Origin of the sequence: Snodgrassella alvi (assembly GCF_002777425.1) — a bacterium.
GTDB classification, from domain to species: Bacteria; Pseudomonadota; Gammaproteobacteria; order Burkholderiales; family Neisseriaceae; genus Snodgrassella; species Snodgrassella alvi_B.
The window spans coordinates 93,106-111,673 of sequence record NZ_MDVC01000054.1; the positions used below are offsets into that span (position 1 = coordinate 93,106).

General features: G+C 46.0%; 18 protein-coding genes. 16 read left to right on the forward strand and 2 right to left on the reverse strand.

All coding sequences use genetic code 11. The features are described 5' to 3' along the window. Positions 1-18 precede the first annotated feature (18 nt). From BGI33_RS04140 to BGI33_RS04165, 6 genes are all read left to right on the forward strand, one after another. Entirely contained in the window at positions 19-1,563 is a 1,545-nt protein-coding gene (locus BGI33_RS04140; protein ID WP_100090063.1) for a cytochrome ubiquinol oxidase subunit I, read from the forward strand. Between the two features lie 9 nt (positions 1,564-1,572). Next, positions 1,573-2,721: a cytochrome d ubiquinol oxidase subunit II gene (cydB, locus tag BGI33_RS04145; RefSeq protein ID WP_100090064.1), complete on the forward strand. Its 1,149-nt coding sequence runs from the start codon at positions 1,573-1,575 to the stop codon at positions 2,719-2,721. 59 nt (positions 2,722-2,780) lie between these two features. Beyond that, a complete protein-coding gene (cydX, locus tag BGI33_RS04150; RefSeq protein ID WP_100090112.1) occupies positions 2,781-2,897 on the forward strand; it encodes a cytochrome bd-I oxidase subunit CydX in 117 nt (38 codons plus the stop codon). A gap of 264 nt (positions 2,898-3,161) precedes the next feature. After that, on the forward strand, positions 3,162-3,443 hold the full coding sequence (locus BGI33_RS04155; protein WP_100090065.1) for a hypothetical protein: 282 nt from the start codon (positions 3,162-3,164) through the stop codon (positions 3,441-3,443). 280 nt (positions 3,444-3,723) lie between these two features. Then, on the forward strand, positions 3,724-4,086 hold the full coding sequence (locus BGI33_RS04160) for a DUF423 domain-containing protein (protein WP_100090066.1): 363 nt from the start codon (positions 3,724-3,726) through the stop codon (positions 4,084-4,086). Between the two features lie 29 nt (positions 4,087-4,115). After that, on the forward strand, positions 4,116-4,601 hold the full coding sequence (locus BGI33_RS04165; RefSeq protein ID WP_143557264.1) for a hypothetical protein: 486 nt from the start codon (positions 4,116-4,118) through the stop codon (positions 4,599-4,601). Between the two features lie 106 nt (positions 4,602-4,707). Here the strand turns inward: BGI33_RS04165 and BGI33_RS04170 are convergent, their stop codons facing one another. Together BGI33_RS04170 and coaD are read right to left on the reverse strand one after the other, a co-directional pair. Beyond that, positions 4,708-6,078, reverse strand: coding sequence for an NAD-dependent succinate-semialdehyde dehydrogenase (locus tag BGI33_RS04170; protein ID WP_100090068.1), 1,371 nt, complete (start codon positions 6,076-6,078; stop codon positions 4,708-4,710). Positions 6,079-6,617: 539 nt separating this feature from the next. After that, on the reverse strand, positions 6,618-7,133 hold the full coding sequence (coaD, locus tag BGI33_RS04175; protein WP_100090069.1) for a pantetheine-phosphate adenylyltransferase: 516 nt from the start codon (positions 7,131-7,133) through the stop codon (positions 6,618-6,620). A 366-nt stretch (positions 7,134-7,499) separates the two neighbouring features. On the opposite strand from coaD, the gene BGI33_RS04180 reads away from it, so the two are divergent. The 10 genes from BGI33_RS04180 (at position 7,500) to BGI33_RS04225 (ending at position 18,464) form a co-directional block, all read left to right on the forward strand. After that, positions 7,500-8,696: an efflux RND transporter periplasmic adaptor subunit gene (locus BGI33_RS04180; protein ID WP_373885186.1), complete on the forward strand. Its 1,197-nt coding sequence runs from the start codon at positions 7,500-7,502 to the stop codon at positions 8,694-8,696. A gap of 3 nt (positions 8,697-8,699) precedes the next feature. Further along, complete coding sequence (locus BGI33_RS04185; RefSeq protein ID WP_100090070.1) at positions 8,700-10,637, forward strand: MacB family efflux pump subunit; 1,938 nt, start codon at positions 8,700-8,702, stop codon at positions 10,635-10,637. Between the two features lie 98 nt (positions 10,638-10,735). Continuing rightward, positions 10,736-12,124: a TolC family protein gene (locus tag BGI33_RS04190; RefSeq protein WP_100090114.1), complete on the forward strand. Its 1,389-nt coding sequence runs from the start codon at positions 10,736-10,738 to the stop codon at positions 12,122-12,124. A gap of 611 nt (positions 12,125-12,735) precedes the next feature. Then, entirely contained in the window at positions 12,736-13,482 is a 747-nt protein-coding gene (gene dnaQ / locus BGI33_RS04195) for a DNA polymerase III subunit epsilon (RefSeq protein ID WP_100090071.1), read from the forward strand. Next, positions 13,479-14,186, forward strand: coding sequence for a 2-C-methyl-D-erythritol 4-phosphate cytidylyltransferase (gene ispD / locus BGI33_RS04200; RefSeq protein WP_100090072.1), 708 nt, complete (start codon positions 13,479-13,481; stop codon positions 14,184-14,186). The genes dnaQ and ispD overlap by 4 nt, the downstream gene beginning before the upstream one ends. Next, positions 14,183-14,665 carry a 2-C-methyl-D-erythritol 2,4-cyclodiphosphate synthase gene (ispF, locus tag BGI33_RS04205; RefSeq protein ID WP_100090073.1) on the forward strand — a complete coding sequence of 161 codons (483 nt, stop codon included), beginning with the start codon at positions 14,183-14,185 and terminating at the stop codon, positions 14,663-14,665. Before ispD ends, ispF begins: the two co-directional genes overlap by 4 nt. A gap of 82 nt (positions 14,666-14,747) precedes the next feature. Beyond that, positions 14,748-15,416 carry a ribose-5-phosphate isomerase RpiA gene (gene rpiA, locus BGI33_RS04210; protein WP_100090074.1) on the forward strand — a complete coding sequence of 223 codons (669 nt, stop codon included), beginning with the start codon at positions 14,748-14,750 and terminating at the stop codon, positions 15,414-15,416. Positions 15,417-15,618: 202 nt separating this feature from the next. Further along, entirely contained in the window at positions 15,619-16,254 is a 636-nt protein-coding gene (locus BGI33_RS04215; RefSeq protein ID WP_180297004.1) for a thermonuclease family protein, read from the forward strand. Between the two features lie 9 nt (positions 16,255-16,263). Then, the gene (nth, locus tag BGI33_RS04220; protein WP_100090076.1) at positions 16,264-16,905 is read left to right on the forward strand and encodes an endonuclease III; all 642 of its coding nucleotides are present in this window, start codon (positions 16,264-16,266) and stop codon (positions 16,903-16,905) included. A gap of 86 nt (positions 16,906-16,991) precedes the next feature. Next, the gene (locus tag BGI33_RS04225; protein WP_373885195.1) at positions 16,992-18,464 is read left to right on the forward strand and encodes a DegQ family serine endoprotease; all 1,473 of its coding nucleotides are present in this window, start codon (positions 16,992-16,994) and stop codon (positions 18,462-18,464) included. Positions 18,465-18,568 lie beyond the last annotated feature (104 nt).

Below are 18,568 nucleotides of genomic sequence, written 5' to 3' on the forward strand. Positions count from 1 at the left end.
AGAACAGGGAACAAAGCTATGGATTTGGTAGAACTGTCAAGACTGCAGTTTGCGCTGGTTGCGCTTTATCATTTTTTGTTTGTGCCGCTGACACTAGGGCTGACTTGGATTCTGGTAATTATGGAATCGGTTTATGTGTTAACTGGCAAACAGATTTATAAGGATATGACGCGCTTCTGGGGTAAGTTATTCGGTATCAACTTTGCTCTGGGGGTAACCACAGGAATTACGATGGAATTCCAGTTTGGCACTAACTGGTCGTATTACTCTCATTATGTGGGTGATATATTCGGTGCGCCGTTGGCGATTGAAGGGCTGATGGCTTTTTTTCTGGAATCCTCCTTTGTGGGTTTGTTCTTTTTTGGTTGGGAGAGACTAAGTCGCCCCGGCCATCTTATGGTTACCGTGCTGATGGCTTTGGGCACTAATCTGTCTGCATTATGGATTCTGGTGGCTAATGGCTGGATGCAAGAACCGATAGGTGCACATTTCAATTTTGAATCCATGCGTATGGAAATGACTAGTTTTGCGGATATTTTTCTCAATGAGGTGGCGCAGAACAAGTTTGTACATACGGTTTCTGCGGGTTATGTAACCGGTGCGATTTTTGTGATGTCTATTTCTGCTTGGTATCTGTTAAAACGTCAGGATGTGGAATTTGCCAAGAAAAGTTTCCGTATTGCTGTTGCTTTTGGTATGGCTTCGATTCTGTCGGTGATTGTGCTCGGTGATGAGTCTGGCTATACAGTTGGTAAATCGCAACAAACCAAAATGGCTACGCTGGAAGCCATGTGGGAAACCGAACCGGCTCCGGCTTCATTTAATCTGATTGCTATACCAAATGAGCAGGCAATGAAAAATGATTTTGCGGTAAAAATTCCGTGGGCAATGGGATTAATTGGTACTCGGTCGCTGGATAAGCAGATTCCAGGGATTAAAGAAATTATTGCCGAAAATATTGAGCGTATCCACAATGGTCGTGAAGCGGTAATTGCGTTGGAAGCATTGCGGAAAAATCGTACTGATGCACAGGCACAGGCCACTCTAAAAGAATATGGTAATGATTTGGGTTTTGGTTTGTTGCTGAAATCTTATGTACCGGATGTGCGTCAGGCTACAGAAATGGATATTGCACATGCAGCACGAGAAACCATTCCGCGTGTGACACCAATGTTCTGGAGTTTCCGCATCATGGTACTGTGTGGTTTTCTGATGCTGTTGTTGATGGCTGTGACCTTTTATGCTTCGGTTAAAAATAATTTTGCTGAAAAACGTTGGCTGCTCAAGTGGACTTTCTGGAGTTTGCCATTACCTTGGCTAGCTTGTGAAGCCGGATGGTTTGTGGCGGAATATGGCCGCCAGCCATGGACGGTATATGGGGTACTGCCAACCAATCTTTCTGTTTCTTCGTTAACTGCAGCCAATATCTGGGGATCGATTTTTGGGTTTGTGACGCTGTACACGATATTGCTGATTGTCGAAGTATATCTGATGGTACGATTTTCGCGTCAGGGGCCGGGCTCGCTGGGCACGGGACGTTATGCCAATGAAGCAGAGCATTAGGAGTAGACCATGGAATTCTTAGATTATCCGGTATTGAAATTCATTTGGTGGCTGTTGCTGGGTGTTTTGCTGATTGGTTTTGCCATTATGGACGGACAAGATTTGGGCGTAGGTGCTCTGCTTCCGTTTGTAGGCAGAAGCGATAATGAACGCCGTGTGATTATTAATACGGTAGGCCCGCACTGGGATGGAAATCAGGTATGGTTTATTACCGGTGGCGGGGCTATTTTTGCAGCTTGGCCTTATGCCTATGCAACAGCCTTTTCTGGTTTTTACTGGGCAATGATGGCCGTGTTGTGGGCCTTGTTCTTTCGTCCAGTAGGTTTTGATTATCGCAGTAAAATCAATAATTCTCTGTGGCGTTCCAGTTGGGACTGGTTATTGTTTGTCGGCAGTTTTGTGCCACCGCTGATTTTTGGTGTAGCTTTTGGCAATTTGCTGCTGGGGGTGCCGTTTCATTTTGATGATGATTTGCGTTCTTTCTATACCGGCACATTCTGGGCGCTACTCAACCCGTTCAGTCTGTTGTGTGGTGTGGTATCTGCGGCGATGATTATTTTCCATGGTGCAATTTATCTGGCTTTGCGTACTGAGGATGTGGTGAGAGAACGTGCGCTGCGAGCCAGTACAATTGCGTTGATTGTGGTAGTAATAACGTTTTCGTTGGCCGGTATTTGGATTGATTTGGGCATCAAGGGTTATAGCCTTGTGGCTGGAAGCTATTTACCGGCTGCTTCTCCTGATCCATTGCATAAGCAGGTGGTGACTGCTGCTGGTGCATGGATGCATAATTTTCAGCAATACCCGCTGTTATTGCTGATTCCGGTACTGGCGTATGTAGGCTTTATTCTGGCGTGGTTGCTGGCCAAGAATGGCAAAAATTTTGTAGCATTCTGGTCGTCTGCACTGGGGCTGGCCGGGGTAATCGGTACAGCCGGTGTGGCGATGTTTCCCTTTATCATGCCGTCCAGTACTGATCTGCGTTCCAGCCTGACGGTGTGGGATGCCAGTTCCAGTGAATTTACCTTAACCGTGATGTTGGTAGCAGCAATTATTTTTGTGCCGATTGTTTTGTTTTATACCAGCTGGTGTTATCGGGTAATGCGCGGCAAGGTAACTAGTGAGCTGATTCGCAAGAACGATCACAGTGCATATTAAAAATGGCTTTTCCTGCCGGCGCTGTGGCTGGCAGGAAAAGCACAAATCAAGGAGTATTTATGTGGTATTTTGCCTGGTGTTTAGGAATTGGTTTTGCCATACTGTTGGGAGTGGTAAATGCTTTGTGGGGTGAATATCAGCAGGACAGAGATGCACTAGACCATCAATCACACTAACAGAGAATAGTATGCTGATTTGGTTTGCGCCGATATACACTATTTATTTGATTTAAAAGTTTCTTTAGTTAGCTGTATACTGCAAGTTGGGTATACAGCCTTTTTATTTGTAGCCAGAGTGATAATACTGGTATTAACCAGAACATTTATTGTCGCAGTAAGCTAATTGCTGTTTGCTTGAGGTAAGTTACAATAATTTTACTGGAAAATCTTACGCTTTTGTTTTAGTATGTTTAGTGGATTTTCTCTTCGGAAAGGAGTCCGATGAATAAATTGATACGTAATGGCCTGATGCTTTCTTTAGGGCTGCTGGTAGCGGTAAGTGCTGGTGCCAAGGATATCAAGATAGCGGCCAATAATACTGCTTATGAGCCGGAAGATGTGCAGAAGCTGGCCAGCACTGCGGTGAAAATGGGTGTGAAAGAACCTTTGAATATGAATCTGGCTGCCGGTAATCTGACTGTATCTGGCAGCGGCACTACTAGCTGTGTCATTAAGGTAGGTACGGCGAAAGCGCCGCAAATTGCTGGTATCAGCTGTAAATAATATGATAAAAAGTTAATGTAAGTTTGAATGCTGAAAACTGACTAATCTGGTAGATTGGTCAGTTTTTTTATTGGTTGTTAAGACAATCTGAAAGCGGCTATGAATAGTACTGATTTGCAGTGGCTGTTGCTGAATGATTTAGGAGCTGGCTGGTAAAGTGATTTGTTATCCGAAATTGTGGCCTTTATACTGTGATTGTCTGGTTGAATAATGTGGCTGTACAGCTAATCAGCAGTAAGCTGAACAGACTTACTGGTTATGTTAATGATGGGAGATATTTATGTGGTTAGGTATGGCAGCGTTTAATCTGGCTGTGGCGGTAATGTTGGGTGCATTTGGTGCACATGGGTTAAAACACATGGCCAGTGAGCAGCAACTGCAATGGTGGCATACGGCCACACAATATTTTTTCTGGCATGCACTCGGTTTGCTGGCGCTGGGTGTGCTGGCAAAAGCTGTGCCGTCTTTTGCGGTAAAAATACCGTTTTGCCTGTTACAGTTGGGACTGATTATTTTTTGTGGCTCGCTGTATCTGATGGCTTTGGGCTTGCCACGCTGGCTGGGTGCAATTACGCCGGTGGGCGGGGTGTTGATGATTATTGGCTGGCTGATTCTGGCATGGCTGGCCTTTAAGCAGCAGTAGTTTTTACTGAACCTGACAGGAGGTATGCCGTGCGTTGTCATGTTTACTCTATGTTGTTTGGTCTGTTGCTGGCTGGCTCGCTGAGTGGTTGTAGTTATTCAACGGCCATGGCAGCCAATGCTTCTGCTCAGGTACGGAATCAATTAGCCATACCGGTTTCTTACCAGCAGGCCAAAAATTACTTTATTAAAAATACGGTAACCAAGTCAGTACCACGGCATATTACCTCCGCAGAAGAGTTTGCCCGTTATTTTGCTATGGCTGCTACCATGGGTAAAGCCGGAAATCCAACACCAATCGATTTTACCACTCAGGATGTATTGGTATTTGATGCAGGAATAGTGCAGCAGCAACTGGATATTATGCCATTGGCACTAAACCGTGTGCAGGACAGGTTGATATTAAATCTGCGTATCCGCTCTGGCGCGGTGCTGGGCTATCAGATGCGCCCGTTTGTATTATTGATTGTGCCAAAAGGTTTACCTGAGCAGGTGGAATTCAATATACAGAAGTGATTAGCCGGCATGGCTGTTGCTGCTGGTTATGATAAAGCAGTATTTTCATTTGCTAAAAAGCAGTCTGAGGTTCCAGACTGCTTTTTTAACAGGCAAACAGGAAAAATTATTCCTGACCAATAACTACCAGTTTGTGATTAACAAACTCTTTTATACCTAAATCACTCAGCTCACGCCCAAAACCGGAGCGCTTTACTCCGCCAAATGGTAATTCAGCTACTGAATCGCCAAAGCGGTTGATAAATACCATCCCGGTTTCAATTCGGGAAGCTATTTTTTTCGCCCGTTCAATATCTTTTGAGTAAACGGTGCCACCCAGGCCAAAGTTGGAATCATTAGCCAGTGCAATGGCTTCATCGTCATTTTTAACCACATATAACTGAGCTACTGGGCCAAAAAATTCTTCAAAATAAGCTGGATTATCACGGCTGATATCGGTAATCAGGGTAGGAGTGAAGAAGTTGCCATCGGCTGGCTGATTACCACACAATACTTTAGCACCATGGGTAATGGCTGCATCAAGCTGTTTCTGCAAATTTTCTTTGCTTTTACGTGAGGAAAGCGGAGCCAGAGTAGTATTTTCATCCAGTGGATCGCCCATTATTACTTTGGCAAAGTCGTCCTGAACAATTTGAATAAACTGCTGCGCCACTTTTTCGTGCACGATATAACGTTTTGCCGCAGTGCATACCTGTCCGGCGTTATACAGTCGGCCGCCTACTGCGGTATGTGCAGCAGCTACCACATCTGCATCATCTGTAACCACGAATACATCATTGCCGCCCAGTTCCATGGTGGCTTTTTTCAGCTTGCTGCCGGCCTGTCCGGCCACAACGCTGCCGGCACCTTCGGAACCGGTAAGAGCAACACCCTGTACCCGTTTGTCGCTGATGATGGTGGCAATCTGGTCTGGGCTGACAAACAGATTGGTATAGGCGCCAGCCGGTGCATTGGCTTCGCGCAGTAAATCTTCTACCAGCTGCGCACACTGCGGTACATTGCTGGCATGTTTGGCCATTACCGGATTACCCACTGCTATTGCCGGAGCAATCACGCGAATCAGTTGATAAATCGGAAAGTTCCACGGTTCGATAGCCAGAATAATGCCAATAGGATGATGTTCTACCCAGCCCTTGCCCAGTTTGCTAGGATAGGCTACTGGTTTAAGTAGTTCGGCAGCCTGTTTTGCATAGTACTGTACTATGTCAATGCAACAGGCAACTTCATTGCGGCTTTCAGCCAGACGTTTACCCATATCCAGTGTGATGGTACGGGCAATTTTGTCCTGATGCATGGTCATGACATCAGCCAGACGGCGCAGTAAGGCCTGTCTGTCGGCAATGTTTTCTGGTTGTGCCCATGCAGACTGATACAAGGCATAGGCCTGCGTCAGTGCGCTTTCTACTTCAGCATCAGTGTGATTGGTGAAGGTTTTTATGAGTTCGTTATTAAACGGATTAATAGATTGGTAAGCCATGTGCTGCTACTCCTTATAGATGTGATGGTAAGAATATTTATCTGCTAATACGTAAGACAGAAGAAACTTGTCATACGGTTCAGGTTTGTACGACTGTAACGAAATAAGGAATAGAATCAGATACTAAAATGATTGTACGGTAGCGGTAAAGATTTTGTAAAGTGGCGCACTGATTTTATAACCCGACTATGAGCCGAACGGGGCGAAAATATAGTACGTGTATTGATGATATTCCGCATAGTTGGTGTTAAGCCACTGCATTACAGCTATATTAATACACTTAAAGGTAACAACAGAATGTGGATTTGGCACGATAGCATTTTTCAGCTAGTGCGTACAGCACGGTTGCCCCACTTACATGGAAAATAGATGGGCAGAAAGCAATGTTATGAAAAATCCTGTCTGCGAATAATGGCTCCTTCTCTGGATTAGAAGCCATTATTAAAGCTCTGTATATTATAGGAACCAAATGCTAAGCCAGCATTTAAGCTATGGTTTTGTGGTTCTGATGGTTATGAATTTTGATGGTAGGGCAATGTTCAACGCTCATGGTACATATGATCCTGCATGATTTTTTCATAAACAGCATCAGGTACATAGCGGCGTATCATTGCTTGCCAGTTTTGCGGGCCTACCATGCCTTTAACCATGGTTGAGGAAACCTCGGCATATTCACGTGGCGGCATCAGAAAAATAGTGGATATATCCGGCTGTAAATCATGATTGATGTGGCGCATAGAGCGCTCATATTCATAGTCTGAGGCGGTACGAATGCCGCGCACGATGAAATCCGCCCCTATACTGCGCGCATAATTAACCAGATACTGGTTCTCAAAGCAGGAGATTTTCACATTGGGAAAATTGGCAGTAATTGCCCGCAGCATTTGCTTGCGTTCTTCGATTGAATACGTCGTGGTTTTTTCCGGATTAACCCCGATAGCAACAGTCAGTTCATCAAACAATGGCTGGGCTTCACGAATCATCCATAAATGGCCATTGGTGGGCGGGTCAAAACTGCCAGCATACACTGCCCGGCGAATGGTTGAATTAGTCATTATGGTATGTTCCAAACTGCTTTCTTGTGGGTGCCAGAATGATTTATCGGCACGCTGATGCTCACATTATTGTTTTGATTGTAAACCGTTAGTGCTTTTTTTCAATACTATGAACACAAAGCTGCGCAGCTTAATCAGTTGTGCTGGCGTTGTCAAAGCATAATAGGTTTTAATTCTGTGCAGAATGAGAAAAATTTCGGCTAAGGTAAATAATGGTTAATAAACACTGTATTTTATCTGTCTTATAGCAGACTTATGGTTATATCTGAAAGATATGTTGATGAGAATGGTTTGCATCCTTTACAATTTTAATCTTTTGCCACCATGTATTAATTAGGGCAAAAATGCTTGAGTGTTATACGGATAATGAAGCAGATGAAAAAAAAATGGGTTAAAAGGGTAGTGTGGTTACTGGTTTTGGTGCTGCTGGCCGCAGTATTGTGGAGCCTGTTTTTCAAACCTAAAAACCAGATGAATTTTGTTACTGATGAGGTGCGCCGCAGTGATATAAGCCAGACGGTCAATGCTACCGGTGAAATTGCCGCAGCTCAGCTAGTTGACGTGGGTGCACAGGCGTCAGGCCAGATTAAAAAATTGTATGTCAAATTGGGGCAGCAGGTGAAAAAGGGTGATTTGATTGCGGATATCGATTCAACTACTCAGTTAAACACGCTCAACACCAATAAAGCCAAGCTGGATACTTACCGGGCACAGCTGGTATCGGCTGAAATCGCCTTGAAGATGAAGAAGCGGGCATTTGAGCGCGAACAGGCTCTAATGGCTCAGGATGCTACATCCAAAGCAGACTTTGATAATGCGCAAGACAATCTGGCCGCGGCACGCGCCAATGTGGCCGAGCTGAAATCTCAGATTCGGCAAACCCAGATTGCGATTAATACTTCCGAAGCAGATTTGGGCTATACGCGTATTACTGCGCCGATGGATGGCACAGTGGTTTCCATTCCGGTAGAAGAAGGGCAAACGGTAAATTCCAGCCAGAATACGCCGACTATTGTTCAGCTGGCCGATTTGAGCAAAATGCTGAATAAAATGCAGATTGCAGAGGGAGACATGAACAAGGTTAAAGCGGGCATGCATTTAACTTTCACTACGCTGGCGGATAACAGTAAGGTGCGTAATGCTACGCTCGAAGCAGTAGACCCGGGCTTAACCAAAATGTCGCAAGGCGGTTACAACACCAGTACTGACACCACCGATACGGCTATTTATTACTATGCCCGCGCACTGGTTCCGAATGATGACGGTGCGCTGCATATTGGTATGACTACTCAGAATAATATACTGGTGAAATCTGCCACTAATGTGCTCACAGTATCCAATCAGGCTATCAAGCATCGACGAGGCAAAAAAGTAGTGCAGGTATTGGGCAATGACCAGCAGGTACAGGAAAAACAGATTCAGACCGGTATTACTGATGGGATGCGTACGGAAGTGAAATCTGGTTTGAATGCAGGTGATCAGGTGGTGTTATCGGCACTAAGCAGTGCTGAAGCCAGAAATGGCGTTAGCAGAGACCCGAAAATGCGCGGCTCGAGAATGTAAGTCATGAGTTTATTGGAAATTAAGGCCATCAATCGCTGGTTTGGCCATGGTGAAAACCGGGTACAGGTGCTTAAGGATATCAACCTGAGTATCGAAAAAGGCGATTTTGTGGCCATTATCGGCCAGTCTGGTTCCGGTAAATCTACTCTGATGAATATCATTGGTTGTCTGGATGTGCCATCCAGCGGTTCATACAGGATTGATGGCGTGGAAACCGCGACCATGACTGCGGACGAGCAGGCCGCTTTGCGCCGTCGTAGCTTTGGTTTTATTTTTCAGCGTTATAACCTGCTCAGTTCGTTAACTGCCCGCGAAAATGTAGCCTTGCCTGCTGTGTATGCGGGTATGGAACATGGCGAGCGGCTGAAACGGGCAGATGAATTGCTGGCGCAGCTCGGACTGGCCGGTAAGGAAGAAAATCGCCCCAGCGAACTTTCTGGTGGTCAGCAGCAGCGGGTTAGTATTGCCCGGGCGCTGATGAATGGTGGTGAAATCATCCTGGCGGATGAACCTACCGGTGCACTGGATACCGGCAGCGGGCAAAATGTGATGGAAATTCTGCATAAACTGCATGATGCAGGCCATACCATTGTAATGGTAACCCATGATCCAACTATCGCTGCCAATGCCAATCGGGTGATTGAAATACGCGATGGGCGCATTATTGCCGACCACAGCAAAAATACAAGCATTCCCCCCAGCAACGTTGAAAGTATTGCAGAGCATAACTCCTGGCATTTTTACCGCGACCAGCTATTTGAGTCGTTTCGCATGTCCATTCAGGCAATTATGGCGCATAAGATGCGTTCCTTTCTCACCATGCTCGGGATTATCATCGGTATTGCTTCGGTGGTTTCAGTGGTGGCGCTGGGACGAGGCTCGCAGGCAAAAATTCTGGAAAACATTAATGCTATGGGCACAAATACGGTTACGGTTTATCCGGGCTATGGATTTGGCGATCGCCGTTCATCCCGGATTAAAACCCTGACTGTGGGCGATGCGGAAACATTGAAACAGCAGGATTATGTTGACAGTGTTACTCCGGGAGTAAGTACCAGTGGCACGTTAACATATGATAATCAGTCACTTTCTGCGCAGCTATATGGAGTCGGTGACCAGTATTTCGATGTACGCGGTATTAAAATTGCTGTTGGCAGCCTGTTTAATGAAGATGATGTTACTCAGAATGGTCAGGTGGTGGTGATTGATAACAACACCAAAAACAAGCTGTTTGCTGATGGCACTAATCCACTGGGGCAGGTGATTTTGTTTAATAAACGGCCATTACGGGTGATAGGGGTGACGGCACCGAACAATAATAGCTTTATGGATAGTGACAGTTTGCAACTCTATACCCCCTATACTACGCTGATGAATCGGATTTCCGGCTCGAAATACATTACTTCGGTAACGGTAAAGGTAAAAGATAATGTTAATTCGCAAACGGCCGAAAAAGGCATTATTGAGTTGCTGAAAGCCCGTCATGGTACGGAAGACTTTTTTACCCGTAACAGCGATACCATCAAGCAAACCATTGAAAGCACCACCGGTACCATGACTTTACTGATTTCCAGTATTGCCCTGATTTCACTGGTAGTGGGTGGTATCGGGGTGATGAATATCATGCTGGTGTCGGTAACTGAGCGGGTAAAGGAAATTGGTATCCGTATGGCCATCGGGGCGCGTCAGCACAATATTCTTGAGCAGTTTCTGATTGAGGCGGTGCTGATTTGTCTGATTGGCGGGGTGGTAGGCGTATTGTTTTCTTTTGCCATCAGTATGCTGTTTAATCTTGTGGCCACCGATTTTGCCATGTCGTTTTCAACGCTTTCTATTGTAATGGCGGTACTGTGTTCCACTGTGATTGGGGTATTGTTTGGTTTTATGCCGGCCAAACGGGCTTCGCAACTGAATCCGATTGATGCATTGTCTCGTGATTAAGTCTGCTTTTTCCGACAGTGGCAGTTGTAGGTGGATGTTTGCGGTGGCTGGAATTATCGGGCTGGGTTCGGTGGCCGCTAGAATTTAAAGTAACCATGATGAAAAATATTTCTGTGAAAAGCAGCACCGCTGTATTGGTGCTCAGTTTAAGCGTACTGTTGGCTAGCTGTGCTACGCATACTTCCTATCCGCAGCAAAGCCTGCGTAAAGCCGGAATGCTAAGCAGTGCAGAAATTGCTGCGCAATATCAGGTTAATGCAAACTGGTGGGAAATCTATCAGGATGCCACATTGAATCAGTTGATCAGCACGGCGCTGGCCAATAATACTGATTTACGTCAGGCGGCGTTAACCGCAGAAAAAGCACGCTACAGTGCCCGGCTGACTGGCGTGGATTTATTTCCCAAAGCCAATGGTTCACTTGGTGCCAGCAGCTCTAAAGACCTGAAACATGGCGGTGAGTCCAGCCGTAACTTTAGCGGACAGCTTGGCTTGAGCTATGAACTGGATGTGTGGCAGAAAATGCGAGCCAATACCAATGCGGCCATCTGGCGTTATCATGCCAGTGAGCAGGATATGGCCGCCAGTCGGCTGTCGCTGATTAACAGTGTAGTGGATAACTATTTTCATCTGGCTTATATCGATGGTGCCATCAGCCTTACTAAAGACACTATTGAGCAGTACCGGCAGATTGCGCGTATTGCTCAGGCACAGTATCAAGTGGGCAAGGTGAGTAGTATCAATGCCACCAATGCCAAACAATCGTTACTCAATGCCGAAAACAGTCTGACTTCACTGCAACAAAACCGAGTAGAAGTCGTGCAAAATTTGCATAATTTACTGAATCAGCGCCCGAATGAAGCAACAGATATCCGGCCGACACCATTAAATCAGATTCATTTTAGTGAGGTGAATCTGGACGTACCGTTATCTGTACTGGCCAATCGCCCTGATTTACGTGCGGCCGAGTATCGTTTACAGTCTGCCTATGCCAGTCAACAGGCTACGCGGCGAAGCTGGTATCCGGGTATCAGCTTGAGTACTGTGGTTAATTCACGTTCTGATACGGCTACTTCAGCTTTGCATTTTCCTGTCGGTACAGCAAGTGTTAATGTGAATCTGCCGTTTCTGGATTGGCAAACCCTCTACTGGCAAAATAAACAGGCCAAGGCTGATTTTGAAAGTGCGAAATTAACTTTCGAACAATCATTAACTACGGCGCTTAATGAAGTGGCGCGCTATTACCAGCAATACACGCTTAGCCGCGCCACTCTGGCCAATACTGAGCAGAAATTTCAGTACGATTTGAAAAACAGCCGCTATTACCATGCGCGCTATCAGTACGGTAGCAATCCGCTCAGTGACTGGCTGGATGCATTGAATACGCAATATTCTTCGGCACAGAATGTATTGAATAACCGTTATAATGTTTTGCAGAATGAAAATCTGATTTATCAAGCCATGGCCGGGCGCTATCAGCCGCAGTAATACCGGTGCTGATTTATCTGCTTATGTGCTGGCTGTGAAAGCTGGCCTATGACTGCGCAGCTACTGATTAATCGGGCTCTGTATTTGATTAAATAGTCAGAAAAAAATCGCCCCTGAAAAACAAAGGGGCGCAAAAAGGAACACAAACCACTACCAATAATTAACTGCCATAATAAATCATTGCGATGGTAACAATTCATTTTAAAATCGGTTTACATGTTCAGCTACTTCAACACGTTATCTGTCAATATTTATGTTGTTGCGTGAACATAAGTGCATCATAAACAAATTAGCTTCTAATTGCAAATGATAGTTATTTTTATTTATGAAAATAACACTGATTTATATTTATATATTTGATTTTAATGGTAATAAAAATAGTGTTATGGTTGTTGGTTAACCGCTAATATGACGTTTATCTGGAACATGCGCTGGTTTTGCCTGCATATGCTGCTAAAATTTCACTTTCGTGATTATGCAGCCTGTTACTGCGCTAAGTCCGGCTGGGTCGAAAAGTAAATCTGCTGCTGGCTGTTACTGGCAGGTATGCGCAGTAATAGATTTTTAGTATTATCGTTGTTTTAGGTCTGCGGTATTCAACCGCTTATAGCATCAATATGCGTCAAATTATTCTCGATACTGAAACCACTGGCCTGTCGGCAAGCAATGGCGATCGTCTGATTGAGTTTGCCGGCGTGGAAATGATAGACCGGCGTCTTACGGGTAACAACCTGCATCTATATGTTAATCCTGAGCGTGATATCCCGGAGGAAGCTGTGGCTGTGCACGGGATTACGCTGGAAAAGCTGCACGAAATGAATGCACCGGTATTTGCTGAAGTAGCACAGCAGATTGCCGATTATATACGTGGTGCCGAGCTGATTATTCATAATGCCACGTTTGACGTTGGTTTTCTGAACATGGAGTTTAGCCATCTGGGCATGCCCGATGTCGAAAGTATTACCAGCGATATCACTGATACCCTCAAAATGGCACGGGACAGATATCCGGGGCAGAAGAATTCGCTGGATGCATTGTGTACGCGTCTGGAAGTTGACCGCAGCAAGCGTGTACTGCATGGTGCACTGATTGACTGCGAACTACTGGGTGAAGTTTATCTGGCCATGACGCGTAGCCAGTTCAGTCTGGTGGATGAACTGATGGCTACAACCACTGCCAGCAATAATCAGGCAGCCGGCAGCCAGTATCAGATTAAACACGCGGCACTACCAGTGGTCACACCCAGCAGCGAAGAGCTGGCAGAGCATGAAGCCTATTTGCAGGAGTTGGACAAAATTGTTGGCGCGCCCTGTGTCTGGCGGCAGTGGCAGCAGGATACTGAGGATAAACCTGCATGACTCGCCATGTGGTGCTGATTCCCGCCGCCGGTATCGGTGCACGCTTTGGTGCTGCGTGTCCGAAACAGTATGTTAATCTGGCTGGTAAAACTGTTTTAGAACATACCGTGTCGCGACTGGCACAAATCAGTGCAATTGATTTACTGCTGATTGTGGTCTCTGAACAGGATGCTTATATCGATGCCATCTATCCAGCAGCAGCGTTACCGCCGAATGTCCATATTCTGCGTTGTGGCGGTGCTACGCGTGCGCAGACTGTGCGTAATGGTATTACGCATGCACAGCAGCAGTTTGGCTTACAGGATAATGACTGGCTACTGGTACATGATGCTGCACGTTGTTGTGTGAGTGCTGATTCGGTACAGCGTCTGCTTGCAGCCGTACACAATCATACCGTAGGCGGGTTGCTGGCGCTGCCAGTGGCCGATACCCTGAAGCAGGCTGATGCAACACAGCATGTATGCTGTACGGTGAGTAGAGCAGGTTTGTGGCAGGCGCAAACACCACAAATGTTCCGTGCCGGTATTCTGGCCAGAGCACTGGCACAGGCGGATCTGGATGTGATAACAGATGAATCTTCCGCTGTGGAAGCACTTGGTCTGGCGCCGCTGCTGGTACCAGGCGATGTCTGTAATCTGAAATTAACCAGCGCACAGGATGCTTTATTAGCCACCTATTTTTTACAGCAGGAAACCGTTGAATGAATTCGATAAGAATCGGACAGGGCTATGATGTGCATCAGCTCGTAGCTGGCAGGCCGCTGTTACTGGGCGGGGTAAATATTCCCTTTGATAAAGGCTTGCTTGGTCATTCTGATGCCGATGCGCTATTGCATGCCATTACCGATGCGCTGCTGGGTGCAGCGGCTTTAGGTGATATCGGTAAACTTTATCCAGATACCGCAGCTGCGAATAAAGACGCAGACAGTCGCGTGCTGTTGCGTGGTGCTTATGCCGCTGTGCAGGCTGCTGGCTGGCGGGTAGTCAATGTCGACAGTACGGTGATTGCTCAGCAGCCAAAATTGCGTCCTTATATAGATCAGATGCGAATGCACATTGCTTCCGACCTGAATCTGCCCCTTGAATCAGTGAATATTAAGGGAAAAACTAATGAGAAATTGGGTTATCTGGGACGGGAAGAAGCTATTGAAGCTCAGGCCATTGTCTTACTGACAGCAGTTTAATCTGGTATGCGCTTGAGCTATAATTTTTTATGCAGATAAATATTGTTTGAGTATTGAACAGAGTAAAGAAGGAGCAGTAAGTATGACAGCACAAGATGAGCTGAAGCGTCAGGCCGCTGAAAAAGCAGTGGAATATGTACAGGAAAACGAATATTTGGGGGTGGGTACTGGTTCGACTGTACGTTTCTTTATTGAAGCGCTGGCGCAAAGCAGAAAAAGAATCAAAGGTGCGGTTTCCACTTCTGTCCAGACCAGTGAAGCGCTGAAAAGCTTTGGCATTCCTGAAGTAACTCTGAATGAAGTCAATGGTTTGCCCTTGTATGTTGATGGCGCAGACGAAATTAATCATTTATTGCAGATGATTAAAGGCGGCGGTGGCGCATTGTTAAATGAAAAAATTGTGGCCAGCGCTGCTGAAAAATTCATTTGTATTGCCGATGAAAGCAAGTACACTAGCCGCCTTGGTCATGTTCCGCTGCCGGTAGAGGTCAGGCCAAATGCACGTTCACTGGTAGCACGCAGACTGTTGAAACTGGGCGGCGAGCCGGAGTTGCGTTTGGGTTTTACCACCGATAATGGCAATCAGATTCTGGATGTGGCTCATCTGAATCTGAACGAACCGATTAAAATGGAAGATGCGATTAACGGTATACCTGGCGTGGTAGACAATGGTTTGTTTACCCATCACGCAGCTGATTTGCTGGTGCTTGGTTGCAGCAGTGGCGTTCAGGTATTAACGGCCAAAGTCTGAATTTGCTGCGGCAGAAGTGTGTACTAATAGTTTGGATTAATATCTGCGCAGCCAGTTGCCTTAAAAAGGGTGACTGGCTGCTGTTGTTTGAAGCGCCTGTCCTGTTGGCAGCATAGTCGGCAACAACTGGTGGCAGCCTGTTAATCTGGCCAAACATATTCAAGATATGGTTTTCTGATAAATGCATAAAAGGCAAAAAATTTTGACCAAATGGCGTAAAATTCTATTGTGGATAGCAGTTATTCTGACGATAGCTAAAGTCTGGTTACCGGACAGCATGATTGCGCCACTAGAAAACTGGATCCATAAAGCCGATAGCATAGTGCGTTCTGTGCAGGACATTTTCAATGGCAGACCAGCAGGGAACAGAGGTACAAAATGGGCAGCAGCCAGTAAAGGACAATATTCTGGTAGCGTTGATAGCGTGCATGATGGAGATACAGTACATATCAGGGATAAGGATGGACACATGCATAAGGTACGTCTGGCTAATATAGATGCACCGGAAATCAAACAGTCCTACGGGATAGCCAGTCGTGATGCCTTAAAAGCACGCATTGAAGGCCAGCCTGTGGTTGTCAATGTTGTTGCCGTCGACCAGTATCAGCGTGAAGTTGGCCAGATTATGCTGAATAATGTGGATATTAATTTATGGATGGTGCAACAGGGGTATGCCTGGCATTACACCTCGATTGCCAAAAAACAGCAGGATCGCTTAGGTTTTAGCCGTTATCAGGATGCCCAGCTTCAGGCACGCCAAAAACGGCTTGGTTTGTGGCACAATGCGCGAGCAATTGCACCCTGGCAGTTTCGTCAGCAACAAAAAAACAGATCATAGTCGAATCTCATGAATGCACATAAACGCAAGGAAATTTTTACCCGTTTGCAGGCGGCCTGTCCGCATCCGACCACAGAGCTGATATACCACTCGCCCTTTGAATTATTAATTGCAGTGATGCTCTCAGCTCAGGCCACGGATGTGTCTGTGAATAAATGCACTGTGCATCTGTTTCAGCTGGCACCAACGGCAGAAGCCATGCTGGCCTTAGGTATAGATAAAATCATGGATTGCATTCGCACTATTGGTTTATACAAAACCAAAGCCAAGCATGTGCTGGAAACCTGCCAGATTCTGGTGCAGCAGTATGATGGTAAAGTGCCGCAAACCCGGGAACAACTGGAGGCCTTGCCCGGTGTGGGGCGCAAAACCGCTAATGTGGTGCTCAATACAGCTTTTGGCCAGCCAACGATTGCAGTTGATACCCATATTTTCCGGGTATGTAACCGCACAGCCCTTGCACCGGGCAAAACCGTGCGTGAAGTTGAGGATAAATTAATGCAGGTAGTACCCAAACAATTTAGGGTAGATGCGCACCACTGGCTAATTTTACATGGACGTTACATATGTAAAGCGCGTAAACCTATGTGCGAGCGCTGTTTGATTAACGATTTGTGCGAATATCCGGCAAAGACAACTTTAACTGTCTGATTGTGTAATTTAACGGCTCTTTTCGCTACAATATTATTGATAACCGCTTGTGTAAGAAAACAAACAAGATAGGGAAGTTGATGCGGATAAATCGCAAATATATGTTGACCGCAATTATGCTGATGTTGTTGGCGGTAGCTGGTTGTGACAGACTCAAACACTGGTTTGGTAAAGAAAATACTAATCAGGGTTTTGTGAAGGAAATACCTGCTGGCGCTGATGGCAACAGTAATCAGGTAGCCATGTTATTGCCTGATTTTACCCAGCTGGTTGATCAGCAGGGGCCGGCGGTAGTGAATATTCAGGCAACGCGTGACAATCGTAATATTGATGGTGACAGCGAAATCAGCTCGGATGCTTTGCCTGATAACGACCCATTTTACGAATACTTCAAATATCTTTTACCCAAGGTGCCGCAAACACCGCAGGCAAATGATGATGAATTCAATTTTGGTTCCGGTTTCATCATCAGCAAAGACGGTTATATCCTCACCAATACCCATGTCGTCAATGGCATGAACAACATCAAGGTATTACTGAATGATAAACGTGAATTTCAGGCCAAACTGATTGGTGCTGATACCCAGTCTGATGTTGCATTATTAAAAATCAGTGCCAATGGATTACCCGTAGTGCAGCCGGGTAATCCCAAAGACCTGAAAGTAGGGGAATGGGTGGCTGCAATCGGGGCACCGTTTGGTTTTGATAACAGCGTGACTGCCGGTATCGTTTCTGCTAAAGGGCGCAGCCTGCCAGAAGAAAATTACACCCCGTTTATCCAGACTGATGTGGCCATCAATCCGGGCAATTCGGGTGGGCCACTGTTTAATCTGAAAGGGCAGGTAGTCGGGATTAATTCACAGATATACAGTCGCAGCGGCGGATTTATGGGCATTTCCTTTGCCATTCCGATTGATGTAGCCATGAATGTGGCTGAACAGTTGAAAACAACAGGTAAAGTACAGCGCGGCCGTCTGGGCGTAGTCATTCAGGAAGTTAACTACAATCTGGCGAAATCTTTTGGTTTGGATAAAGCCAACGGAGCACTGATTACTCAGGTTGTTGCCGGCGGACCGGCAGCCAAAGCCGGTTTGTTAATAGGCGATATTGTGGAAAGCGTGAATGGTGAACAGCTAGATAATTCCAGTGATTTACCAGTTAGAGTTGGTTTGCTGCAACCGGGTAAACAGATTGTTCTGGGTATCTGGCGTAAAGGCAAAAAAGAAGAAATCAAAGTCGTACTGGATAATATGTCTCCGGCCATTACTAATCCATCCACTCCCGCCAGTGCCGTTACTCCCACCGACGGCACCAATTTTACCGAGCAGAATCTAGGCCTGACTTTACAGGCAACAACCAAAGGGTTGGTGATAGAAGAAGTCAGCGGACTGGCTGCACAGGTAGATTTACGCCGTGGCGATATCATCGTGGCAGTCGGACAAAAACTGGTGCATGACGAAAATGATTTCGAACAGGCGGTAGCAGCCAGTGGTAAAAGTGTACCACTGTTAATCAGACGTGCCAGTAACACCCTGTTTGTTGCCCTGATGCTACCCTGATATGCGGCATAAAATGGATATCTGGTTGCAATGTCTTATTGCCTGTCTGGCTACAGGTTTAATCAGGCGGTCAATTCACATCAATATACAGGTCTTTCTGTATT